The following is a 17251-nucleotide window of genomic DNA, read 5'->3' on the forward strand; positions in this document are numbered from 1 at the left end:
TTGATATGCTGCAAACGTTTCAGCGCAATCTCCGGTCGTTTATTTATCAGATATACAACTAGCGAGAACTGCACTGCCCATTCAAGAAGAAAATTGGCTCGGGTGCCAGGATTCGAACCTGGGATCGTGGATCCAAAGTCCACTGCCTTACCGCTTGGCCACACCCGATTATTGATCAGCTAGCACTATCACTATGCCGCGATTATAACATGCTGAAAAAGTATTGACAAGATACCGAAGCATTGTAATTTTCCAAAAAATTATTTGTCCTTATCTCGCCTGATTTTTCGCTCTTCCACAAACTTCTCAAAATCATCAACACGAACACGAAGAACATTCCCAAAACGATAGGCATTGAGCAAGCCTTGACGGATATATGTGCGTATTGTTTCTTCCTTTAAGCCAAGACGTTTCGCAACCTCTTCAACGGAAAGAAAATCCTTACCACTCACGGTAGTACCCCATTTTTCTGGTAATTATAAGCCAGGACGCAAATCGATGTCAATGAGCATTGACAGAACAGGAAAAATTCGGTTACACTTGTATTAACCACTAAAAACAAGTACTTAATAAGATAAATTCAGCTACACTAGTAGAGACTTGCTAAAAGAAGCAGCTATGTAGTAACATAGGCAATGAGTCCTTTAAAAAATGTGACAACAATATATATGGTCATGGACTGGTTTCCAGTATTTACTAGTTTCACTATGGTGACACGTTAGGTACCTCTCCTACTACTGCAATGCTGTCAAGTTCATCAAAGACAACATGATTGAGCCAGCGCAGAAGGGGTTTCTTAATGAGCGGAGCCGCCCGACTTCTGGGGAATCACCAGGAATAACTTCTATGCGTACGGAAGAATGAATGGTATAATGTGCAGAGCATGGATTCATGCGTTCAGCAAGATGTTATCAAGCCATTCGTCTAGCTCGTCAAATAGATTCATGAGCGAACACTTTTGCGGCTCTACGTTGAGAAAGGAGGGCGCAGTAGTACAATGGGCTGCGCTTTGAATGGAATTTATGGAAGATATTCGTTTTGAGAGACATTTTCGCACACCTTACTCTGAAAGCTATTACATTATGCAGGGTTCGAGCTTGCAGAGCAATAACCGGCTAGGGACGGTAGATATTCACTTTACGACGACAACGGTTCACGGGACGCTTATTTTGGAACGCGAACTGGAAGAGACAGATCTAACGAAGCTGATCGAGCAGATCGATGAGGACCTTGTGCTGTCCGCTGATATGCCGCGAGATGATTTTCTGGTGAGCGTGTATATTGGCAAGGATGTCGGCTTTTATAGCGATGAATATTTCGCGGAAGAAGACGATTCTGGCCTGGATTTTGGCGAGGATGACGAGACATAACGCAGCTTGTAGAGGGTTTCCAAAATTTAGATGCGATTGCCTTGCATCGGCCTCTACAGAGCTTGTAGGGGCCGATGCATCGCGTGCTAGTCTTCAAGCAGGCCACGTCGCATGGCATATTTGACGAGTTCGGCCCGGCTGTGCAGGTTAAGCTTATCCATGATGTGCGTGCGATGGGTATCGACGGTTTTGGGGCTGATGACAAGGCGTTCGGCGATCTGGTTATTAGTGAAGCCCTCGGCGACAAGCTTTAATATTTCTCGTTCTCTCTCGGTAAGGCTTGAGTAACTATCCTTCTCTTCACCTGCATGGACGCGCTGCAGGTAATCTCCGACCATGACAGACTGAGCGCTGGGTGAGAGGTAGAAGTTGCCGTTCTGAACGACATGCAGGGCTGAGATGAGCTCGGTGTCTGCTGCCTCTTTAAGCATGTAACCAGATGCGCCTGCGCGTAAAGCCTGGAAGACGTATTCATCATTTTCATGCATGGTCAATATGAGGACTTTGACGTCAGGCAGGAGTTTTTTGATCTGGCGCGTGGATTCGATGCCACTCATATCAGGCATGGTAATATCCATGAGGACGATATCGGGGTGCAGGCGTTGGGCTTCATGAATGGCCTGGCGACCATCCTGGGCTTCGCCTACGACTTCCATGTCGGGCTGCGCGTTGAGCATCATTTTAAGTCCCGCACGTAAGATGGTGTGGTCGTCGGCTAATAATATATGCATTTTCATAACCTTCTCACGATCTATTGCGCCTCCTGGGGGGCCAACTCATCTATTGACGGCTTGCGCCATTCGGCGGAGGATGGCAATGGAATATGGGCTTCGACCCTTGTGCCACGCCCAGGTGTTGAATGAATGGTCAGAATACCGTCAAGCAATACTGCTCGCTCTTGCATGCCTGCCAATCCAATGCTGCGTTCCTGACCGCCGGTTTTCACAAGAGTCTCGTAGTCAAAGCCGTGGCCATCATCGATAATAGTAGCGTGGACGGCTTCACCATCTTCTTTCAAAGTGATGGTGACTTTATGGGCATTGGCATGCCTGGCTGTGTTGGTTAACGATTCCTGGACAATACGGTAAAGGGCAGTCTCCATTTCGGCGGGCAGGCGTTCTTTGAGGCCGGAAGCCTGAAATTCGACTTCGATGGCGCATTTTTTCTGATACTCTTTGATATACCAGCGCAAAGCGGGCAGCAGTCCTAAGTCATCGAGGGCGCTTGGCCGCAGGTCGATGCTGAGATTGCGAATGGCGCGCAGGGTTTGATGAGCAAGCGCGCGGGTTTCGGCGATCCGCTCGCGGGCTTCGGATGGGCCGATGGATTCTTCGAGGAGGGCAAGGCTAATGAGCAGGGAAGTGAGTACCTGGCTTGTCTCATCGTGTAGCTCGCGGGCAATGCGCTTGCGCTCCTGCTCCTGGGCTTTGATGATCTGGTTGGCACGCTGGTGAGATGCCTCGTCGAGAGCTTCGAGCATCATGTTAAATGTGCGTGCAAGCTGATCAGCTTCAGGGTCAACACCCGTGAGGGGCGCGCGCAAGGAACGCTCGCCTTGCTGGACGCGGTTCATGACTTTACCGAGGTGGAAGAGCGGGCGAAAGGCGACCTGCAAGACAACGAAGTTGAGGACGATGCTTACTAGCCAGCCAATGGCGATAAAGATGATGAGGGACATGGGCGTTGCGTATGGCTCCTTGTTCAGATGGGTAGCCAGCCATGTGCCCCCTGTTGCGCCAATGAAGATGATCAGGCTGTTGGCAATGAGAACTTTATAGAAAACAGGGATGCTGAGCAATGGTTTGAGCATGCGGTTCCTTTGTACCGGCTCTGTTTCCGTCTCAAGATTCGTTCGAGAATAAATCATGGTGATATCCCTCGGAGGACGGTCTGTCTCGCGATGCTGGTTCCTGATTCGTCCTGCCTGGAACCTGCAAGGATGTGCCGGACCCATAGACGGGCAACCACGAGGGTCGTCCCTACATGTAGGAGGACGAAAGGAGAATTGAAATCCTTCTCTAATATTACTTCTATTGTACTGGTTGTACGGATAACATGTCAAACCCGGTTCTCGCTCAAATCACTTGAGGAAGTCTCGTTCCTGTTACCTATCCAGCAGACCGGTGACGATCGATCCGGCCCTGGTTGGTGTCCTACTAATACGTGAGGATGCCAGCTTTGCGTGCTGAGAGCGCATGAAATCAGGTGTATACGGCAGGAATATCAGGTATATACCTGATACGCCATTGCTGGGGGTTAGAGTAATCTAAATTTGAGTAGGAATCCGGTGTACCTGATAGTGGTACATCACCTTTGAACTCTTCTCAATTCTTTACGTTTGCGTTACAATCAGAACAGAGACCAAATTGTTTCCAGGCCAGAGTTGAAACAGAATTTCTCACTTCAGTTTCAACAAGAGGTATACAGCAAGATAGTTTGTATGCTATAATCGGCCACAGAAGTTGGCACCAGGCCACACCGTCAACGCTAATGTGACGAGTGCGGTAAACCAGCTCTCTACGCATCCCAGATGATGTGTAGACAAAGGACTTTTTAGTTGAAAGGCAGGCACTGTGAGTTCTGTACCGAAGAAGAGCTTGCTCGACACAATGACGCAGAAAATGGTCGAGAGCCAGGTCTGGCGCTCTATATTTCGTCATGGTTATCCTGACACCCCACTCAACCAGTCGCTGGTGATGATGGGCAATGTATTTCTGCACCTGCATCCGGTGAAAGTCAGCCGCCAGGCAATGAAGATTACCTATACCTGGTGCATGGGCGGTATCTCTTTTTTCTTATTCCTGCTGCTGACAATCACGGGTGTCTTCCTGATGTTCTACTATGTCCCAGATACTAATACGGCGTATCAGAACATCAACCAGTTGAGCACCGCAGTGTCGTTTGGTCACCTGACGCGTAATATGCACAGGTGGGCAGCTCACTTGATGGTGGTTTCGGTAACGTTACACATGATTCGCGTCTTTTATCATGGCGCGTACAAGCCGCCCAGAGAGTTTAACTGGGTCGTAGGCGTTGGACTTTTCTTTGTAACCCTGTTCCTGAGCTTCACCGGCTATCTCCTGCCGTGGGACCAGATCGCTATCTGGGCTATTACTGTAGGCACCAACCTGGCGCCATATACGCCGATCCTGGGCAACCCGGTGTACAGCGTGCTTGTTGGTGGCGCAGCAGTAAGCCAGGCCACGCTGATCAGGTTCTATGTAGGACATGTGATCCTGTTGCCCCTGGCGGGAGCGCTGTTGATGGCTGTTCATTTCTGGCGTATTCGTAAGGATGGCGGCGCGGCCGGTCCACCACCACCTTCTCGCAGGGAGTTGGAAGCGCGAACCCAGGCCGAGCGTGCATTGACGGGCACAGTTCGTTAATGGCGATGATGTGGAGGCCGGTAATTAGCGATTACGGCTTCACCGTAGTGGCCGATTTATCGGCCTGTAGACGGTTCTATCCATTGAGATGAGAGGAAGTACGCATCATGTCGATTGAACAAAAAGAACCAAGAGTGCAGACGCAAGCGTCGGCAACTCAGCGGCGCTACCGCACACTGGCAGTAGTCAAACAGGAAGCGATCACACGTGTTGAGAAGCCTCTGGAAGACTCGGTCTTTGTATGGCCGCACCTGCTTGTGCGCGAGTTTTTCGCCGCAACCATCGTGATGGTGATGGTGACGCTGCTGTCGATTAAAATCGATGCCCCGCTGCAAGGGCCTGCCAATCCAAATGTGACACCGAACCCGGCCAAAGCACCCTGGTACTTCCTCGGGTTGCAGGAACTCCTGCACTACTTCGAGCCTACTACTGCCGGCGTGCTGGTTCCCGGATTGGTGCTGGTTGGTCTTGCGGTATTGCCTTATGTGGACCGCAACCCAAGCCGCGCCTATGCCGACCGTAAAGTAGCAATTATTACCTTTACCATGTTTGCCGTATTCTGGGCTGTGGTCACCTTGTTTGGTAGCTTCTTCCGCGGCCCTGGCTGGGTCTGGGTCTGGCCCTGGCAGCACATCTACTTTGATTTGTAATACCATCAATTCGGCCAGCCATTCTCTAGAAGAGGTTAAAATATGAGTATTGAGAGTAGCGATAGACCTGCTCTTACACCACAGCAGTATGAGGTCTTGCACGGTGGAGGCGCCGAGGCGGCTGAAATAGCCAAACAGCGTCTCTCGCGGCGAAAGTTCCTGCGCAGGTCAATGCTGGCAGTCTGGGGTTTGTCTACGACCGCTGCCGTGGGTGGAGCATTGTACATGTTGTATCCAAATCTGGCAGGTCAGTTTGGTTCGGATATCGCCGTTGGCAAGAAGACGGACTTTCCTGCTGCCAAGCCTGCTAATTACATATTAGGCCAGAAGGGTGTATTTTACGAACAGCTCGCCAAAACGTACATTTCTCACCTGGCCGCGGATACGCCTTTCCTGTTGCATGGTTCCGATCTAAAAGAGCAGCTGCAATCGGAGAACTTCGTCAAAGATAGCGATGGCTCCTACTGGGTTGCGCTGTACCAGCGCTGTGTTCACCTGGGCTGTACCGTTCCGTTCCGCGATGACTGCGATAGCTTTAAGTGTCCATGTCACGGTTCGCACTATAATGTTAATGGAGAATGGCTTGATGGACCGGCTCCTAGAAGCCTGGACCGTTTTGCCATGTACTTTGATAAGCAGGGTAACGTCGTAGTGAGTACAGGCACCCTGAATCAAACTGTCCAGCACCCGGACGCCAGCACACGCTTGATTGCTATTCCAAGCGTACCATGCAGCGTCTAGTGATAGGCGCCTTCGGGGCAAAGATAGGGTAAGGCGGGCGACCCTGGTGGTCGCCCCTACATTATTTATTAATCGGCATCTATCCGTCCTGCGTGGTGTCCGCAAGGGATGAGGCGGGCGACTACCAGGGTCGCCTCTTCATGGCAGGACGATAGGAGAGGTAGTGTGTTATGATAGATCCAGTACAGGCTGTAATAGGTATTGTTATCCTGTTAATAGTCGTTGGCGCCCTGCTCTTCCTGTTCTATTCACGCACAAATGCGGTTGAAAAGACCGGGTATGGCGCCTTGATAATGCTTGCCGTGGTCTCAATGTTTATTCCCGTACTCTGGATCATGGAGACAAACGCGCAGGCTATGGCCAAGGTGCAGCAGCATACTCTCGCCGTATCAAATGGCGCCGGGCTTTACGCGCAGTATTGTCAGCAATGCCATGGTCTTAAGGGGCAGGGTCTGAGTACCGGCCCGCAACTCAATGGGAGCGCTGCCGTAAATAACCTGAGTGATGCGCAGTTGCTGGCGATTATCAGTGCCGGTATTCCTAATCCCACTAATCCCTCGCAATATCTCAGTCCGCCAATGAGTCAACAATATAATGGTCCCCTGGATTCAAATCAAATTCAATATCTATTTGAACTGCTTCGCTCGGCCGACCCTGCCTATTTACAGAAGAACGGCTATCCTACCGGTGCAAGCGCTAACGGTTTTAGCCAGGTAGGGCCTGATCTGCAGGCGAGCGCTCCATCTACCTATCAGACGGCTGTCGCGAGGGATGCCGCGGGCCAATTCGGCGCACCGCAGGATTTTACGAACCAGAAGAGCGTGACCGTTGATATCATCCAGTCGCCACCTGGCGCTACCTGCACCCCCGCGTGCTTCCAGTTGATAAACATCAAGGTCAAGGTTGGCACCACCATCACCTGGGTGAATAAGAGTACTTCGCCGCATACTGTGACTGCGATGAAAGGCGAGAGCCCGACTTCTCCAACACCTGCCTCGAATATATTCGACTCAGGTAACTCACCTGCGAAGTATATCCAGCCAGGCCAGTCGTTTACCTGGACGGTGACAACGGCAGCTTATAACTTTAATAGCAATCATCAGGTGCTCTACTACTGTCAGATTCACCCTAGTATGGTAGCTGAGATAACCATTGTGCCATAAATCGTTCGCATCATACATCTTGCGATATGCCTTTCGCCATCCCAATGCAGGCGAGGCGAAAGGCGCAGAGTGTTGAAAGGGATTGCAAGTTATGCAACAAGCTACACAACGGGAGGTGCCTGATCGCATATCCTGGTCGAGAGCAATGATATTTGGCGTCGGCTTTTTCTTCATTGCCGCCTTGCTCATCGGGCAAATCCCCAGCTATATTAATCTGGAGATGACTTCCTCGTCGCTCACCGGCTTTGAGCAAGGTGTACTGGCGTTAGGAGTCATTTGTATTGCCGCCTTCGTCATTGTTCAGGTGATTGTGATGCTCTTTGACCCCAAGCCGTTGATACCACCGATTATTTTCACCGGATTGGGCGTGATTCTTGGCGTCCTCGGCCTGTTGTTGCTTCTGTGGGCATCGTATACGGGAAATCAGTATTTTCCACACACCAATGTGTTTTGGAATCCCGTCCTGGGCGGAAATGTACTCTGGTTGGAACCCGCTGCTATAGACCTTGTGATGATAGGCACAGTAATCATGGCCGTTGGCGTCGGTATGGTCTTCTACAGCATGCTTGCTCTGCGCGAGCTGCGCAATCCAGACCGCAGCGACCCTGGTACGACGCGCACAATTCGCACCCTGCTCATCGTGGGCAGCGTTTTGCTGGTCGCCTTTATGTTCTTTTATACCTTCGTAACCGACCAGAGCTTAGCACCCATGATTTACCCGCAGTGCCCCTATGCCATCAACGCGGCTAAAGGGTGTCCTGGACCATTCACCGGGCTGGCTATCATAGACACCATTTTGAATGTCATTCTCGGTGCGGCCATTTTTTGCACGTTGGGGGCATTTGCCTTGCGCCTGCACTATTTGATGCGCCCGGTACGCAAGCGCACCATGTCGAACCTGTACATTACAGGTATCGTAGTCGCGCAGGTAGGAGCAGTTTGCCTGCTTGCCTGGTTCGTGATCTATCCATTAATCACGTGGATACACTCCTGGACCTTCATCGGCCTGGGTAGCTATCTGACGGTCTGCGGCAAGCCATCCGCCGTTCCGCAAAGTTGTGGCTTCTCCCAGCAGGCAGGATACATCATAGATGCTGTTATCACGATGAATAACTTCGTCCTTTTGATTGCCGCCGTGGCTTTCTGGAAGACCAGGCGCAACCTTGTTGTCATCGCAGGAGTAACGACCGCGGCATTACTCGCGCTGGCGACACTGGTCACACACATGCATCCAGATGAGCTTTTAATCGCTATGCTGGTTAGTGGAGGGAGCCTTATCCTCGCTGTCATCTGGACAAGCGTCGCGCGTCGCGAGTTCGCAGTCGTGGGAGAAAACAACCTCGGTTGTCTGGGTCAATGGTTGGTCATAGGCACCTGTTTGCTGATTTACCTGACGGCATTCGCCTTCTTCTCTATACCCGGCTTCCGAGAGACAAACCCGAACATTCCTTTCGTTCCTGGAGCCGGGCTGAATGCTGGTATAACCAATAGCATCAACGCGGTGCTGGTTATTATCATCACCGGCGTGCTCACGGCTGTTCAGTTCTACTTCCTGACACGTAACCGCTATAAGATATAAGCATAAGAGCAAAAAATAGGAGCGCACGCGTTGCGCTCCTATTTTTTGCTCTTATGCTCGTGTTATAATGCGAAAAATGGAAACGTAGGGGAGTAGAGCAATGCAGGACGAACAGCCACTGAAAATACTGATGTTGGCCGCTGAAGCGGTGCCATTTGCTAAAGTGGGCGGCCTGGCCGATGTGGTAGGTGCCTTGCCCAAAGCGTTGCAGAAATTGGGACACGATGTGCGCATAGTGATGCCCCGCTTTGGACAGATTTCCACGGAACGGTTCGAACTGAAGCCCGTAGTCGATTCGCTCACAGTACAGATGTCCAGTTTCCACGAGCACGTGAGCGTCCTACAGGGGAGCATCGGCAATGGCATACCGGTCTATTTTATAGATGCTCCACGCTATTTTGATCGCGAGAATATTTACGGCTATACTGACGATGGCGAACGATTTATCCTGTTTTGCCGTGCGGCACTTGAAGCAGTTCGCGCTTTGAACTGGTCTCCCGATGTCATTCATTGCAATGACTGGCAAACCGGCATCGTGCCTAACTGGACGCATACCGTGTATCGCGATGATCCTTTCTTTGCTGCAACTGCAACTGTATATACCATCCATAATCTCGCGTATCAAGGGATTTTTGGCTATCGCATCCTGGAAGTTGCGGGTGTAGCCGCGGGTGGTTTTCTCTATCCACAAATCGTTGAACTCGCCAATGTGGTCGATATCATGGGGCGTGGCATTCTCTTTGCCGATGCCGTCACAACTGTGAGCCAGCGTTACGCGCAAGAAATACTCACTCCCACTTACGGCGAGAAACTCGATCACCTGCTGCGCTCGCGCCGCGACCGTCTCTTCGGTATTCTCAACGGCATAGATTATACCGAATTGAATCCCGCTACCGACCATTATATTGCCGCACAATATGATGCCGAAACGCTGGATAAACGCGCCGAAAATAAGCGCGCGCTACAAGAAAGGGCGCATCTGCCCATCAAGCCCGATGTCCCGCTGATCGCCATGATCTCGCGGCTCACAGACCAGAAAGGGTTTGATCTCCTTGCACAGATTGTTCAACCCTTGTTTGCCCAGGGCATCCAATTCGTTATCCTGGGTATTGGCGATCAGCATTATCACGAAATGTTTCAGAACCTGGCTGTTCGCTATCCCGAGCAGGTCGCTACTTTTCTGACGTTCAATACGGAACTGGCGCAGATGATTTACGCAGGCAGCGACATGTTCTTAATGCCCTCGCGTTTTGAACCCTGTGGCCTGGGCCAATTGATCGCCATGCGCTATGGCAGCGTTCCCATCGTGCATCATGTTGGCGGGCTGGCAGATACAGTACAGGAGTATGATCCAGACACAAGGCAGGGTAATGGTTTCGTTTTTACTCATTATGATCCCTGGGAACTGTTTGCTGCCATTGTGCGCGCTCTGGAGCTTTATCGTTTCAAAGATATCTGGCGTACCTTGCAACAACACGGCATGGCTGCTGACCATTCCTGGCACGCATCCGCAAAAGCCTATGTCGATGTCTACCGCGATGCCATCGAGTTTCACAACAGTGGCCAATAATTGCGCTCCGGCATCATTCGTCACAATGCAGGCATTCTCAGCTGTCCTCCATATTTAGCGCTGTAGGATGACCAGCCGTCGGGGCCTGTTGTGCGTTCGCAATGTTCAATAAAACCGCTCAGGCTGGCCTCTGCCTTATCGGCAAGATGAACGATCAAGGCTTCAATACTCACGGGGCTTACAGGCGAACCGTATTCCCTGGTGTGATGGGCCAGAATGATATGAAGCAGATCGTTGCGAATGGCCGCGTCTAATGTGCTCATTTGCTGTGCTCGCTCCTGAACATATTGCAATCCGCGCACGATATGGCCGAACATACGGCCATCAGGCGTGAAGCCCGATCCAACCTGCTCTTCCAATTCTTCCAATTTGCCGATATCGTGCAGGAGCGCGCCTGCCAGCACCAGGTCTGCGTTGCAGGGGTACATCTGCGTCATCCTATCGGCGATCAAGGCCACCTGTACTGTATGCTCCAGTAATCCTCCAATGACTGTTCCGTGATGCCGCACCGCCGCTGGCCAGCGGCGAAAACGCGCGACGACTTCAGGAGTAAAGCAGCTTTCGAGTAGAGCATGCAGGTCTGGGTGATAGACTTTGTCTATGAGTTGTCGCAGGTTCTGCTCAAGCTGGGCCAGGGGATGGCGAGTTGCGGGCAGGAAAAGTTCTGGTGGAGCAGTTTCATCTGTTATGGCCCGTAACAGGCGTATATAGACCTGGTTATTGAATTTTTCGACCAATCCCTCTAAAAGCACAACCGTACTTTCCCTTGGCAAAAGAGCCTCGTTGCCTGGTGGGTCGAAGTATCGACCGGTGATTTCTTGCCCGAGCTGGTCGCGTAGTGTGAGGTCAAGAAAGGGTTTACCGTTGTTTGCCTTGCGCACCTGCACTTCTGTCGCAAACAGCCATCCAGAGATGGTGCTCTTTACCTGGAAATCTCTGATACGAAGTGGTTCAGGCGCGGTGCCATGGTGGAAAAATTGCTCTGCCATGCTATAAACCTCCAGATTGTTTGTGGTTTCATTCTTATAGATACGTGTCGTGTCAAAAAAAGCGGAAGCACCGCATACTTTCCGCTTTTTTTGACACGACACGTATAAAGAAAGTAGGGCGGGGTGAGCATGGATCGAGATTGAGGGACAGATGTATAGCGGCGGCCCTTGCGGTTGCTACTGACTGGTAGCCCATGCAGCGTTACCATTGACCTTTCGCGCCATCATACCTATACTGAAGAGGAAATCTTCAAGATTATCTCTCGCGGAGGTAGCGGGTGTCGTGGAGCAACAGCATTCTCAGGCCGCGGACCTATCACTTGTGGACTCGCTCGATGAGGAAGTAATCAAGCGTCGCGCTTACCTGGCAGGCATATTTGAACATTTGCCCATATATGGATCGGAGGCTTTCTGGAGCGCTGTTGAAACGCCATCTATGAAATCGGCGCTTCCACTGGAAGTGCTGGTAAAATGCCTGCGTAGCCTCGTTACAAAAGGTGATATTGAAGGCCGTAATCGCATTCTCACGGTCATTATTCGCCATATTCAGGTATCTAACGAGTATTGGCTACGGAGTGTACTTAATACGCTTTCTTTGAGGGTTGAGGAGCAGCAAGCGTTTTTCAGTGATCTCTATGCTGACCTGTGTGAGCATCTGATACGGATGCTGATTGACCCGACTCGCATCTTCTGGGAGGAGAATTTTCAGCACTGTTTGCGCTTCGAGCGTAAACATGTCTATCATGCCTTTATGGTGCGCGAAGGGAGATGGCAGCACTCGCCGGACAAACTCCCTGAACGTATACCGCGCAAGCATATAGATAGTCTGGATACAATGCTTGTGCATGCCGGCGATGAGACAATGGCGTTTGAGATGGACGATGAAGGGGCACAGCGGGCTTTGTTGACCGTGGAATATGCGGAGATACCGCGCCTCGTCCTGCGTTTACCTGAGAAATTACAGGCCGTTGTCTGGCTCATTTTCTGGGAGGGCAGAACAGAAACGGATACCGCCAGGATTTTGGAAGTTTCTGATCGAACTGTGCGCAAGCGAAAGCATGAGGCCTTGGAGCTACTACGTGAGGAGTTGCATACAAGAAGGGATGAATGGTTATGAAAAAAGAAGAGGAAGAGGATGTGCTGCGTATAACTGCCCAATATGTTGCGGAACAGCAAGCCGGTCGTCAACCCCGCTTGAGCGATTACTTGCTCCGCTATCCACGCTACGCCAGCGCAATTACTGATTTTGTAACCTATTATCATGCCGTCGAGGTCGATATCCCTTCTGTTGCTGGCGAGGAAGTCTCTACAGATTCTATGCTGCCTCCTCTTTCAGAAAATGCTCGTCTGGCGTTCGATCAAGCATTGAGGCGTGTATCGCAAGCAGGTGAGAGCCATGAGCGTCACATGAATGCTCCTTTGACAATACAACAGGTGGCACATACACGGCAAAAGTCGTTATCGCAATTGGCAGGTGAGGTCGGACTGAGTGTAGATGTTCTGGAAAAACTGGCACGGCATGTCATTCATGCTGCTACAATACCACAGGAGGTTCTGAGGCGATTATCGCGCGTGCTGGAACTGCCGCCTGATAGTGTTGCCGGCTTTTTTAGCCCGCGCGCGGCTAAAGGCCCGGCGCGTGGAATAGCCGAGGCCACCGCGGAGTACGTTCTCGGAGAGCAGGATCAGGCGCAGAGCTTTCGCGAGGCTCTTGAAGAAAGTATTGCGCTCTCAAACGAGCAAAAAGAAGCATGGCGCGAGATACTGGATAGAGAAGGATTATAGAGGCCGGGCGATGGACTTGAATATCGGGTAGGTGATAGGGGTGGGCGCTGCCGGGAAGCAACCCCCTGAAGGGGAGAAGAGGTTGCACCTGGCAGCGCCCTGTGGGGGAGGGACATAGAATATTTCTTTTTCTGATCTATTAAACCGGAAGTGTTAGGAAGATTTGCATATGGCACAGCTCATCGCCTATCTTGATTGTTATTCTGGCATTAGCGGCAATATGTTTCTAGGCGCAATGCTCGATGTCGGTCTCTCATTAGATACGCTTAAACAGGGCCTGTCCGCTTTGCCTCTCCAGGGCTATGAACTCAAGCTCGAGCGTTTTCAGGATAAGGGCATTCGAGGTTCGCGTTTTGAAGTTGTGCCTTCGGAACAGCAACAACAAACGCGCCATCTTTCAGACATCGTAACGTTGATTGAATCCTCCACGCTTTCTGCGCGAGTGCGAGAAATGACAATCGACATCTTTAAGTGCCTGGCCCAGGCTGAAGCGATTGTCCATGGCACCAGCATTGAAGAAGTGCATTTCCATGAAGTTGGGGCTGTTGATGCCATTGTTGATATCACCGGAGCGGCCATTGCTATCGAAGCTCTGGGAATAACGCAACTCTACGCCTCACCTTTGCCTATGAGCAGCGGCCATGTGCAAACTGCGCATGGACTATTGCCGGTTCCTGCTCCCGCCACGCTCGAAATCCTGCGCCGTATCAATGCGCCATGGAAACCATGCCCGGTCGAAGGCGAGATGGTGACGCCCACCGGAGCGGCCATTCTCGCGACGCTGGCGCAATTTTGCATGCCTGCCATTGCTATTCAGCGCGTAGGCTATGGCTTTGGACACAAACAATTTCCCTGGCCCAACTGCCTGCGTGCCTGCCTTGGCACATCATATGGATTGGAACAGGATGACAATGGCTTGGCGGATACCGATTGGGTCACGGTCATTGAAACCAACATTGACAATATGACCGGCGAACTGCTGGGCGGGCTTATGGATCGCCTGTTAGCGGCTGGCGCGTTGGATGTGAGCTATATTCCCATGCAGATGAAAAAGAATCGCCCTGCTGTCATGCTGGTAATCATCTGCCGTTCCGAAGAGAGCGATGCCATGGCTCAACTACTTCTTAGAGAGACCAGCACTCTCGGCGTGCGCATCCAGCAGGTACAACGCTTGAAGGCTCAGCGCATCCAGCAGCAAATCGAGACGGCGTTAGGTCCCTTAACGATCAAGGTCAAACGCCTCGGTACGCGCATCATCAGCGCCTCACCCGAATATGAAGAATGCCACCGTATCGCGCTCGAACGTGGGATTGCGCTGGAGGAGGTATACGATGTTGCGCGGCGCGCGATAGAATCCCATTTTGGAAAATAGAACGCTTGCGTAGATACCTGTTCTCATATATCCTATAATAGAAGGCAGAGAAGAAAATAACGATAGAGAAGAGAGAGAAATCATTTTCTCATTTGCAACCAGGAACATACACATGGATTTCAAAGATTGGCGTAAATCGACGCAAGAGAACACTGAAGAGGAAAAGGCGCCAAAGATCAACAGGTTTCGCGGCAGGCGGTTCTACGATTATATCGATGAGCAGATTCGGGAGGCTCAAGAACAGGGTAAATTTGAGAACCTTCAAGGGTTCGGTAAACCGCTCAACCTTGATAGCAACCCCTATACAGGTGATAAGACTCTGGGTTATAACCTGCTCAAAAGCAATGGCTATGCGCCTCCAGAGATCGAGCTGGCGAACGAAATCTCGAGGGAGCTTGCTGATGCGGAAACAAAGTTGGAGAAGCTGCGCCATCAAGGGCAGGCAATGCGGGCGCGTCGCGTTCCCCCATTTCCCAGCGAAAAACGCGCTTTTAATGCCGCCGTAGAGAAGGCGACTGCCGAATACGGCCAGAAGCTGCGCGAGTTGAACCGCAAGATACTCACGCTAAATTTGTCAGCACCCGCTGCTATGCATAGGCCGTTGATAGAGGTTGAAAAGCAGGTGCAACAATTTCGCGAATCCTGTCCTATGTTCACCGTGTAACCCCGGCACTTGCAAGGGGCTTCTTCCCTTTCGTGCCTCAGGACTCCGGCTCACGCGCTCAGATGACATGCGAGATAGTCCTTTTCATCGCGTGGTATGCCCCTCTATGTGAAACGGGAGAAGCGCGCTTCTCGTGTAGAGGTAAGAAGCTATCAGGATGGGCCTGTAATGGTGATTGCAAGGATTCGGCAATGCTTAAAGGTAGCTCTTTGTGAGAGGAGCGTAAACATTCATGTATACCCTGGGAATCAATGCCGCCTATCACGACCCGGCGGCCTGCATCGTCATGGATGGCCGGGTAATCGCGGCTGCGGAGGAGGAGCGTTTTACTCATGTGAAGCATGGTAAACGGCCTGTGCCTTTTTCAACCTACGAACTGCCTTTTCACGCTATCGATTACTGCTTGCGCGAGGCGGGAATAACGCTTGCGGATGTCGATCACTTGGCCTACTCCTATGATCCTTTTCTGCTGCTTGGCCGCTTTCGCGATGAGACGATGATAACGCTACCCCTGGAGCCAAGCGCCTATCCAACACCCGCCGAATGGGAGTCCGCGTGGGACCCGCTCTTCTTATCGTCGATTGTCAACGCCCCGCGCCACCTGGTTGATGGCGTTCCGCTGCACCTGCAGGCGCGTTTCCGCGGGCATAATTCCTCGTCGGAGAAAAAAGGTCGTTATAGCTGGCATTTCGTGGAACACCATATCGCCCATGCTGCCAGCGCATTTCATGCCTCACCTTTCCGGCAGGCGGCTGTGTTGACGCTCGATGGGCGAGGTGAAAAAGCTACCACCGGCTACTATAGAGGTGAGGGTAACGAATTGCATTGGATCGCGCAGGTGAATTTCCCGCATTCCCTTGGACTGCTGTACGAAGATGTCACAAGCTATCTTGGCTTCCTGCGCTCTTCGGACGAGTACAAAGTCATGGCGCTGGCATCTTTTGGCAAGCCACGCTACCTTGCCGATTTTCGCGAGATCATCCAGATCGGCGCCGATGGTCAGTATACGATTGCCTCGCCGTGCCTGGTGGAGCGCTTTGGCCCGGCCAGGATGAAAGGCGGGCCGCTAGAGCAGCGTCATTATGATATTGCGAGTTCATTGCAGGCCGCGCTTGAAGAGACAGTGCTGGAACTGACGAGCTGGCTGTACAATCAGGCACCACAGGAAAACCTCTGTATGGCGGGTGGGGTCGCCCTGAATTGTGTCATGAACGCGCGCATACGCGATGAAGGCCCATTCCAGCATGTCTGGGTGCAGCCAGCTGCCGGGGATGCTGGAACAGCGTTGGGCGCCGCGCTCTGGATCGATGCGAAGGAGCGGCAGAAGAGCGGGGATGACGAGCACCATTTTTGTATGGATCATGCCTTTCTCGGCCCCGCCTATAGCGATGACGAGATCGAACAGTTCCTGCAATGGGCAAAAATACCCTATCGCCGCATGACTTCGGTGGCGGAAGAGGTGGCGGATATATTGACGCAAGATAAAGTCATCGGCTGGTTTCAGGGACGCATGGAATTTGGCCCGCGCGCGCTTGGAGCGCGTTCGATCCTGGCATCTCCGCTGCACGCCTCTATGCAGGCCCGTCTCAACGAGATCAAGGACCGTGAAGATTTCCGTCCCGTAGCGCCGGTGGTGCTTGAGGAAGAAGCGAGTAACTGGTTCGCCGGCGCCAGTGTATCGCCGTTCATGCTCTTCGTTTACGATGTGCTGCCTGATAAGGCCGATCTTATCCCTGCCGTGCGCCATGTTGATGGCACAGCGCGTATTCAGACCATCAACCGGCAGCAGAACGCGCGTTATTATGATCTGCTCAAGGCATTCCAGGCGCGAACAGGCGTCCCGGTGCTCGTCAATACCTCATTTAATACGCGTGGTGAGCCGATAGTGTGTTCGCCACGTGACGCGCTTGAGTGTTTCTGGACTTCGCCGCTCGACGCGCTTGCAATCGGCTCGTTTTTAGTAGAGAAACCATGCAGTTGAC

16 protein-coding genes and 1 tRNA gene are annotated in these 17251 nt (G+C 51.8%); 12 read left to right on the forward strand and 5 right to left on the reverse strand.

Annotated elements, in window-relative coordinates; translation table 11 throughout:
- Positions 1-94: 94 nt before the first annotated feature.
- Together VFA09_13420 and VFA09_13425 are read right to left on the reverse strand one after the other, a co-directional pair.
- A tRNA-Gln gene (locus VFA09_13420) sits at positions 95-168 on the reverse strand.
- A gap of 92 nt (positions 169-260) precedes the next feature.
- A complete protein-coding gene (locus VFA09_13425) occupies positions 261-452 on the reverse strand; it encodes a helix-turn-helix domain-containing protein (GenBank protein ID HZU68270.1) in 192 nt (63 codons plus the stop codon).
- Positions 453-1022: 570 nt separating this feature from the next.
- Here VFA09_13425 and VFA09_13430 point away from each other — a divergent pair.
- Positions 1023-1370, forward strand: a complete 348-nt coding sequence (locus tag VFA09_13430; protein HZU68271.1) for a hypothetical protein — start codon at positions 1023-1025, stop codon at positions 1368-1370.
- Between the two features lie 86 nt (positions 1371-1456).
- Here the strand turns inward: VFA09_13430 and VFA09_13435 are convergent, their stop codons facing one another.
- Both VFA09_13435 and VFA09_13440 read right to left on the reverse strand, forming a co-directional pair.
- On the reverse strand, positions 1457-2101 hold the full coding sequence (locus tag VFA09_13435; GenBank protein HZU68272.1) for a response regulator transcription factor: 645 nt from the start codon (positions 2099-2101) through the stop codon (positions 1457-1459).
- A gap of 20 nt (positions 2102-2121) precedes the next feature.
- On the reverse strand, positions 2122-3237 hold the full coding sequence (locus tag VFA09_13440) for a sensor histidine kinase (GenBank protein ID HZU68273.1): 1116 nt from the start codon (positions 3235-3237) through the stop codon (positions 2122-2124).
- 742 nt (positions 3238-3979) lie between these two features.
- Between VFA09_13440 and extP the strand changes: the two genes are divergently transcribed.
- The 6 genes from extP to glgA all read left to right on the forward strand — a co-directional run bounded on the left by extP (position 3980) and on the right by glgA (position 10459).
- Complete coding sequence (gene extP / locus VFA09_13445) at positions 3980-4756, forward strand: selenite/tellurite reduction operon b-type cytochrome ExtP (GenBank protein HZU68274.1); 777 nt, start codon at positions 3980-3982, stop codon at positions 4754-4756.
- A 107-nt stretch (positions 4757-4863) separates the two neighbouring features.
- On the forward strand, positions 4864-5406 hold the full coding sequence (locus VFA09_13450; GenBank protein ID HZU68275.1) for a hypothetical protein: 543 nt from the start codon (positions 4864-4866) through the stop codon (positions 5404-5406).
- Positions 5407-5448: 42 nt separating this feature from the next.
- Entirely contained in the window at positions 5449-6147 is a 699-nt protein-coding gene (locus tag VFA09_13455; GenBank protein ID HZU68276.1) for a ubiquinol-cytochrome c reductase iron-sulfur subunit, read from the forward strand.
- A 170-nt stretch (positions 6148-6317) separates the two neighbouring features.
- Entirely contained in the window at positions 6318-7310 is a 993-nt protein-coding gene (locus VFA09_13460; protein ID HZU68277.1) for a c-type cytochrome, read from the forward strand.
- A 91-nt stretch (positions 7311-7401) separates the two neighbouring features.
- Positions 7402-8889 carry a hypothetical protein gene (locus VFA09_13465; GenBank protein HZU68278.1) on the forward strand — a complete coding sequence of 496 codons (1488 nt, stop codon included), beginning with the start codon at positions 7402-7404 and terminating at the stop codon, positions 8887-8889.
- A gap of 100 nt (positions 8890-8989) precedes the next feature.
- Positions 8990-10459 carry a glycogen synthase GlgA gene (gene glgA / locus VFA09_13470; GenBank protein HZU68279.1) on the forward strand — a complete coding sequence of 490 codons (1470 nt, stop codon included), beginning with the start codon at positions 8990-8992 and terminating at the stop codon, positions 10457-10459.
- Between the two features lie 20 nt (positions 10460-10479).
- Here glgA and VFA09_13475 read toward each other — a convergent pair whose 3' ends face one another.
- Positions 10480-11448: an HD domain-containing protein gene (locus VFA09_13475; GenBank protein HZU68280.1), complete on the reverse strand. Its 969-nt coding sequence runs from the start codon at positions 11446-11448 to the stop codon at positions 10480-10482.
- 283 nt (positions 11449-11731) lie between these two features.
- Between VFA09_13475 and VFA09_13480 the strand changes: the two genes are divergently transcribed.
- From VFA09_13480 to VFA09_13500, 5 genes are all read left to right on the forward strand, one after another.
- Positions 11732-12565 (forward strand): sigma-70 region 4 domain-containing protein, encoded by an 834-nt coding sequence (locus VFA09_13480; GenBank protein ID HZU68281.1) that lies wholly within the window; start codon positions 11732-11734, stop codon positions 12563-12565.
- Positions 12562-13233, forward strand: a complete 672-nt coding sequence (locus VFA09_13485) for a hypothetical protein (protein ID HZU68282.1) — start codon at positions 12562-12564, stop codon at positions 13231-13233. Before VFA09_13480 ends, VFA09_13485 begins: the two co-directional genes overlap by 4 nt.
- Positions 13234-13402: 169 nt before the next feature.
- The gene (gene larC / locus VFA09_13490; GenBank protein HZU68283.1) at positions 13403-14605 is read left to right on the forward strand and encodes a nickel pincer cofactor biosynthesis protein LarC; all 1203 of its coding nucleotides are present in this window, start codon (positions 13403-13405) and stop codon (positions 14603-14605) included.
- A gap of 112 nt (positions 14606-14717) precedes the next feature.
- Entirely contained in the window at positions 14718-15269 is a 552-nt protein-coding gene (locus VFA09_13495; protein ID HZU68284.1) for a DUF1992 domain-containing protein, read from the forward strand.
- Between the two features lie 232 nt (positions 15270-15501).
- The gene (locus VFA09_13500; GenBank protein ID HZU68285.1) at positions 15502-17250 is read left to right on the forward strand and encodes a carbamoyltransferase C-terminal domain-containing protein; all 1749 of its coding nucleotides are present in this window, start codon (positions 15502-15504) and stop codon (positions 17248-17250) included.
- The last annotated feature ends 1 nt before the right edge of the window (position 17251 follow it).

This window comes from Ktedonobacteraceae bacterium (assembly GCA_035653615.1).
Lineage (GTDB): Bacteria > Chloroflexota > Ktedonobacteria > Ktedonobacterales > Ktedonobacteraceae > DASRBN01.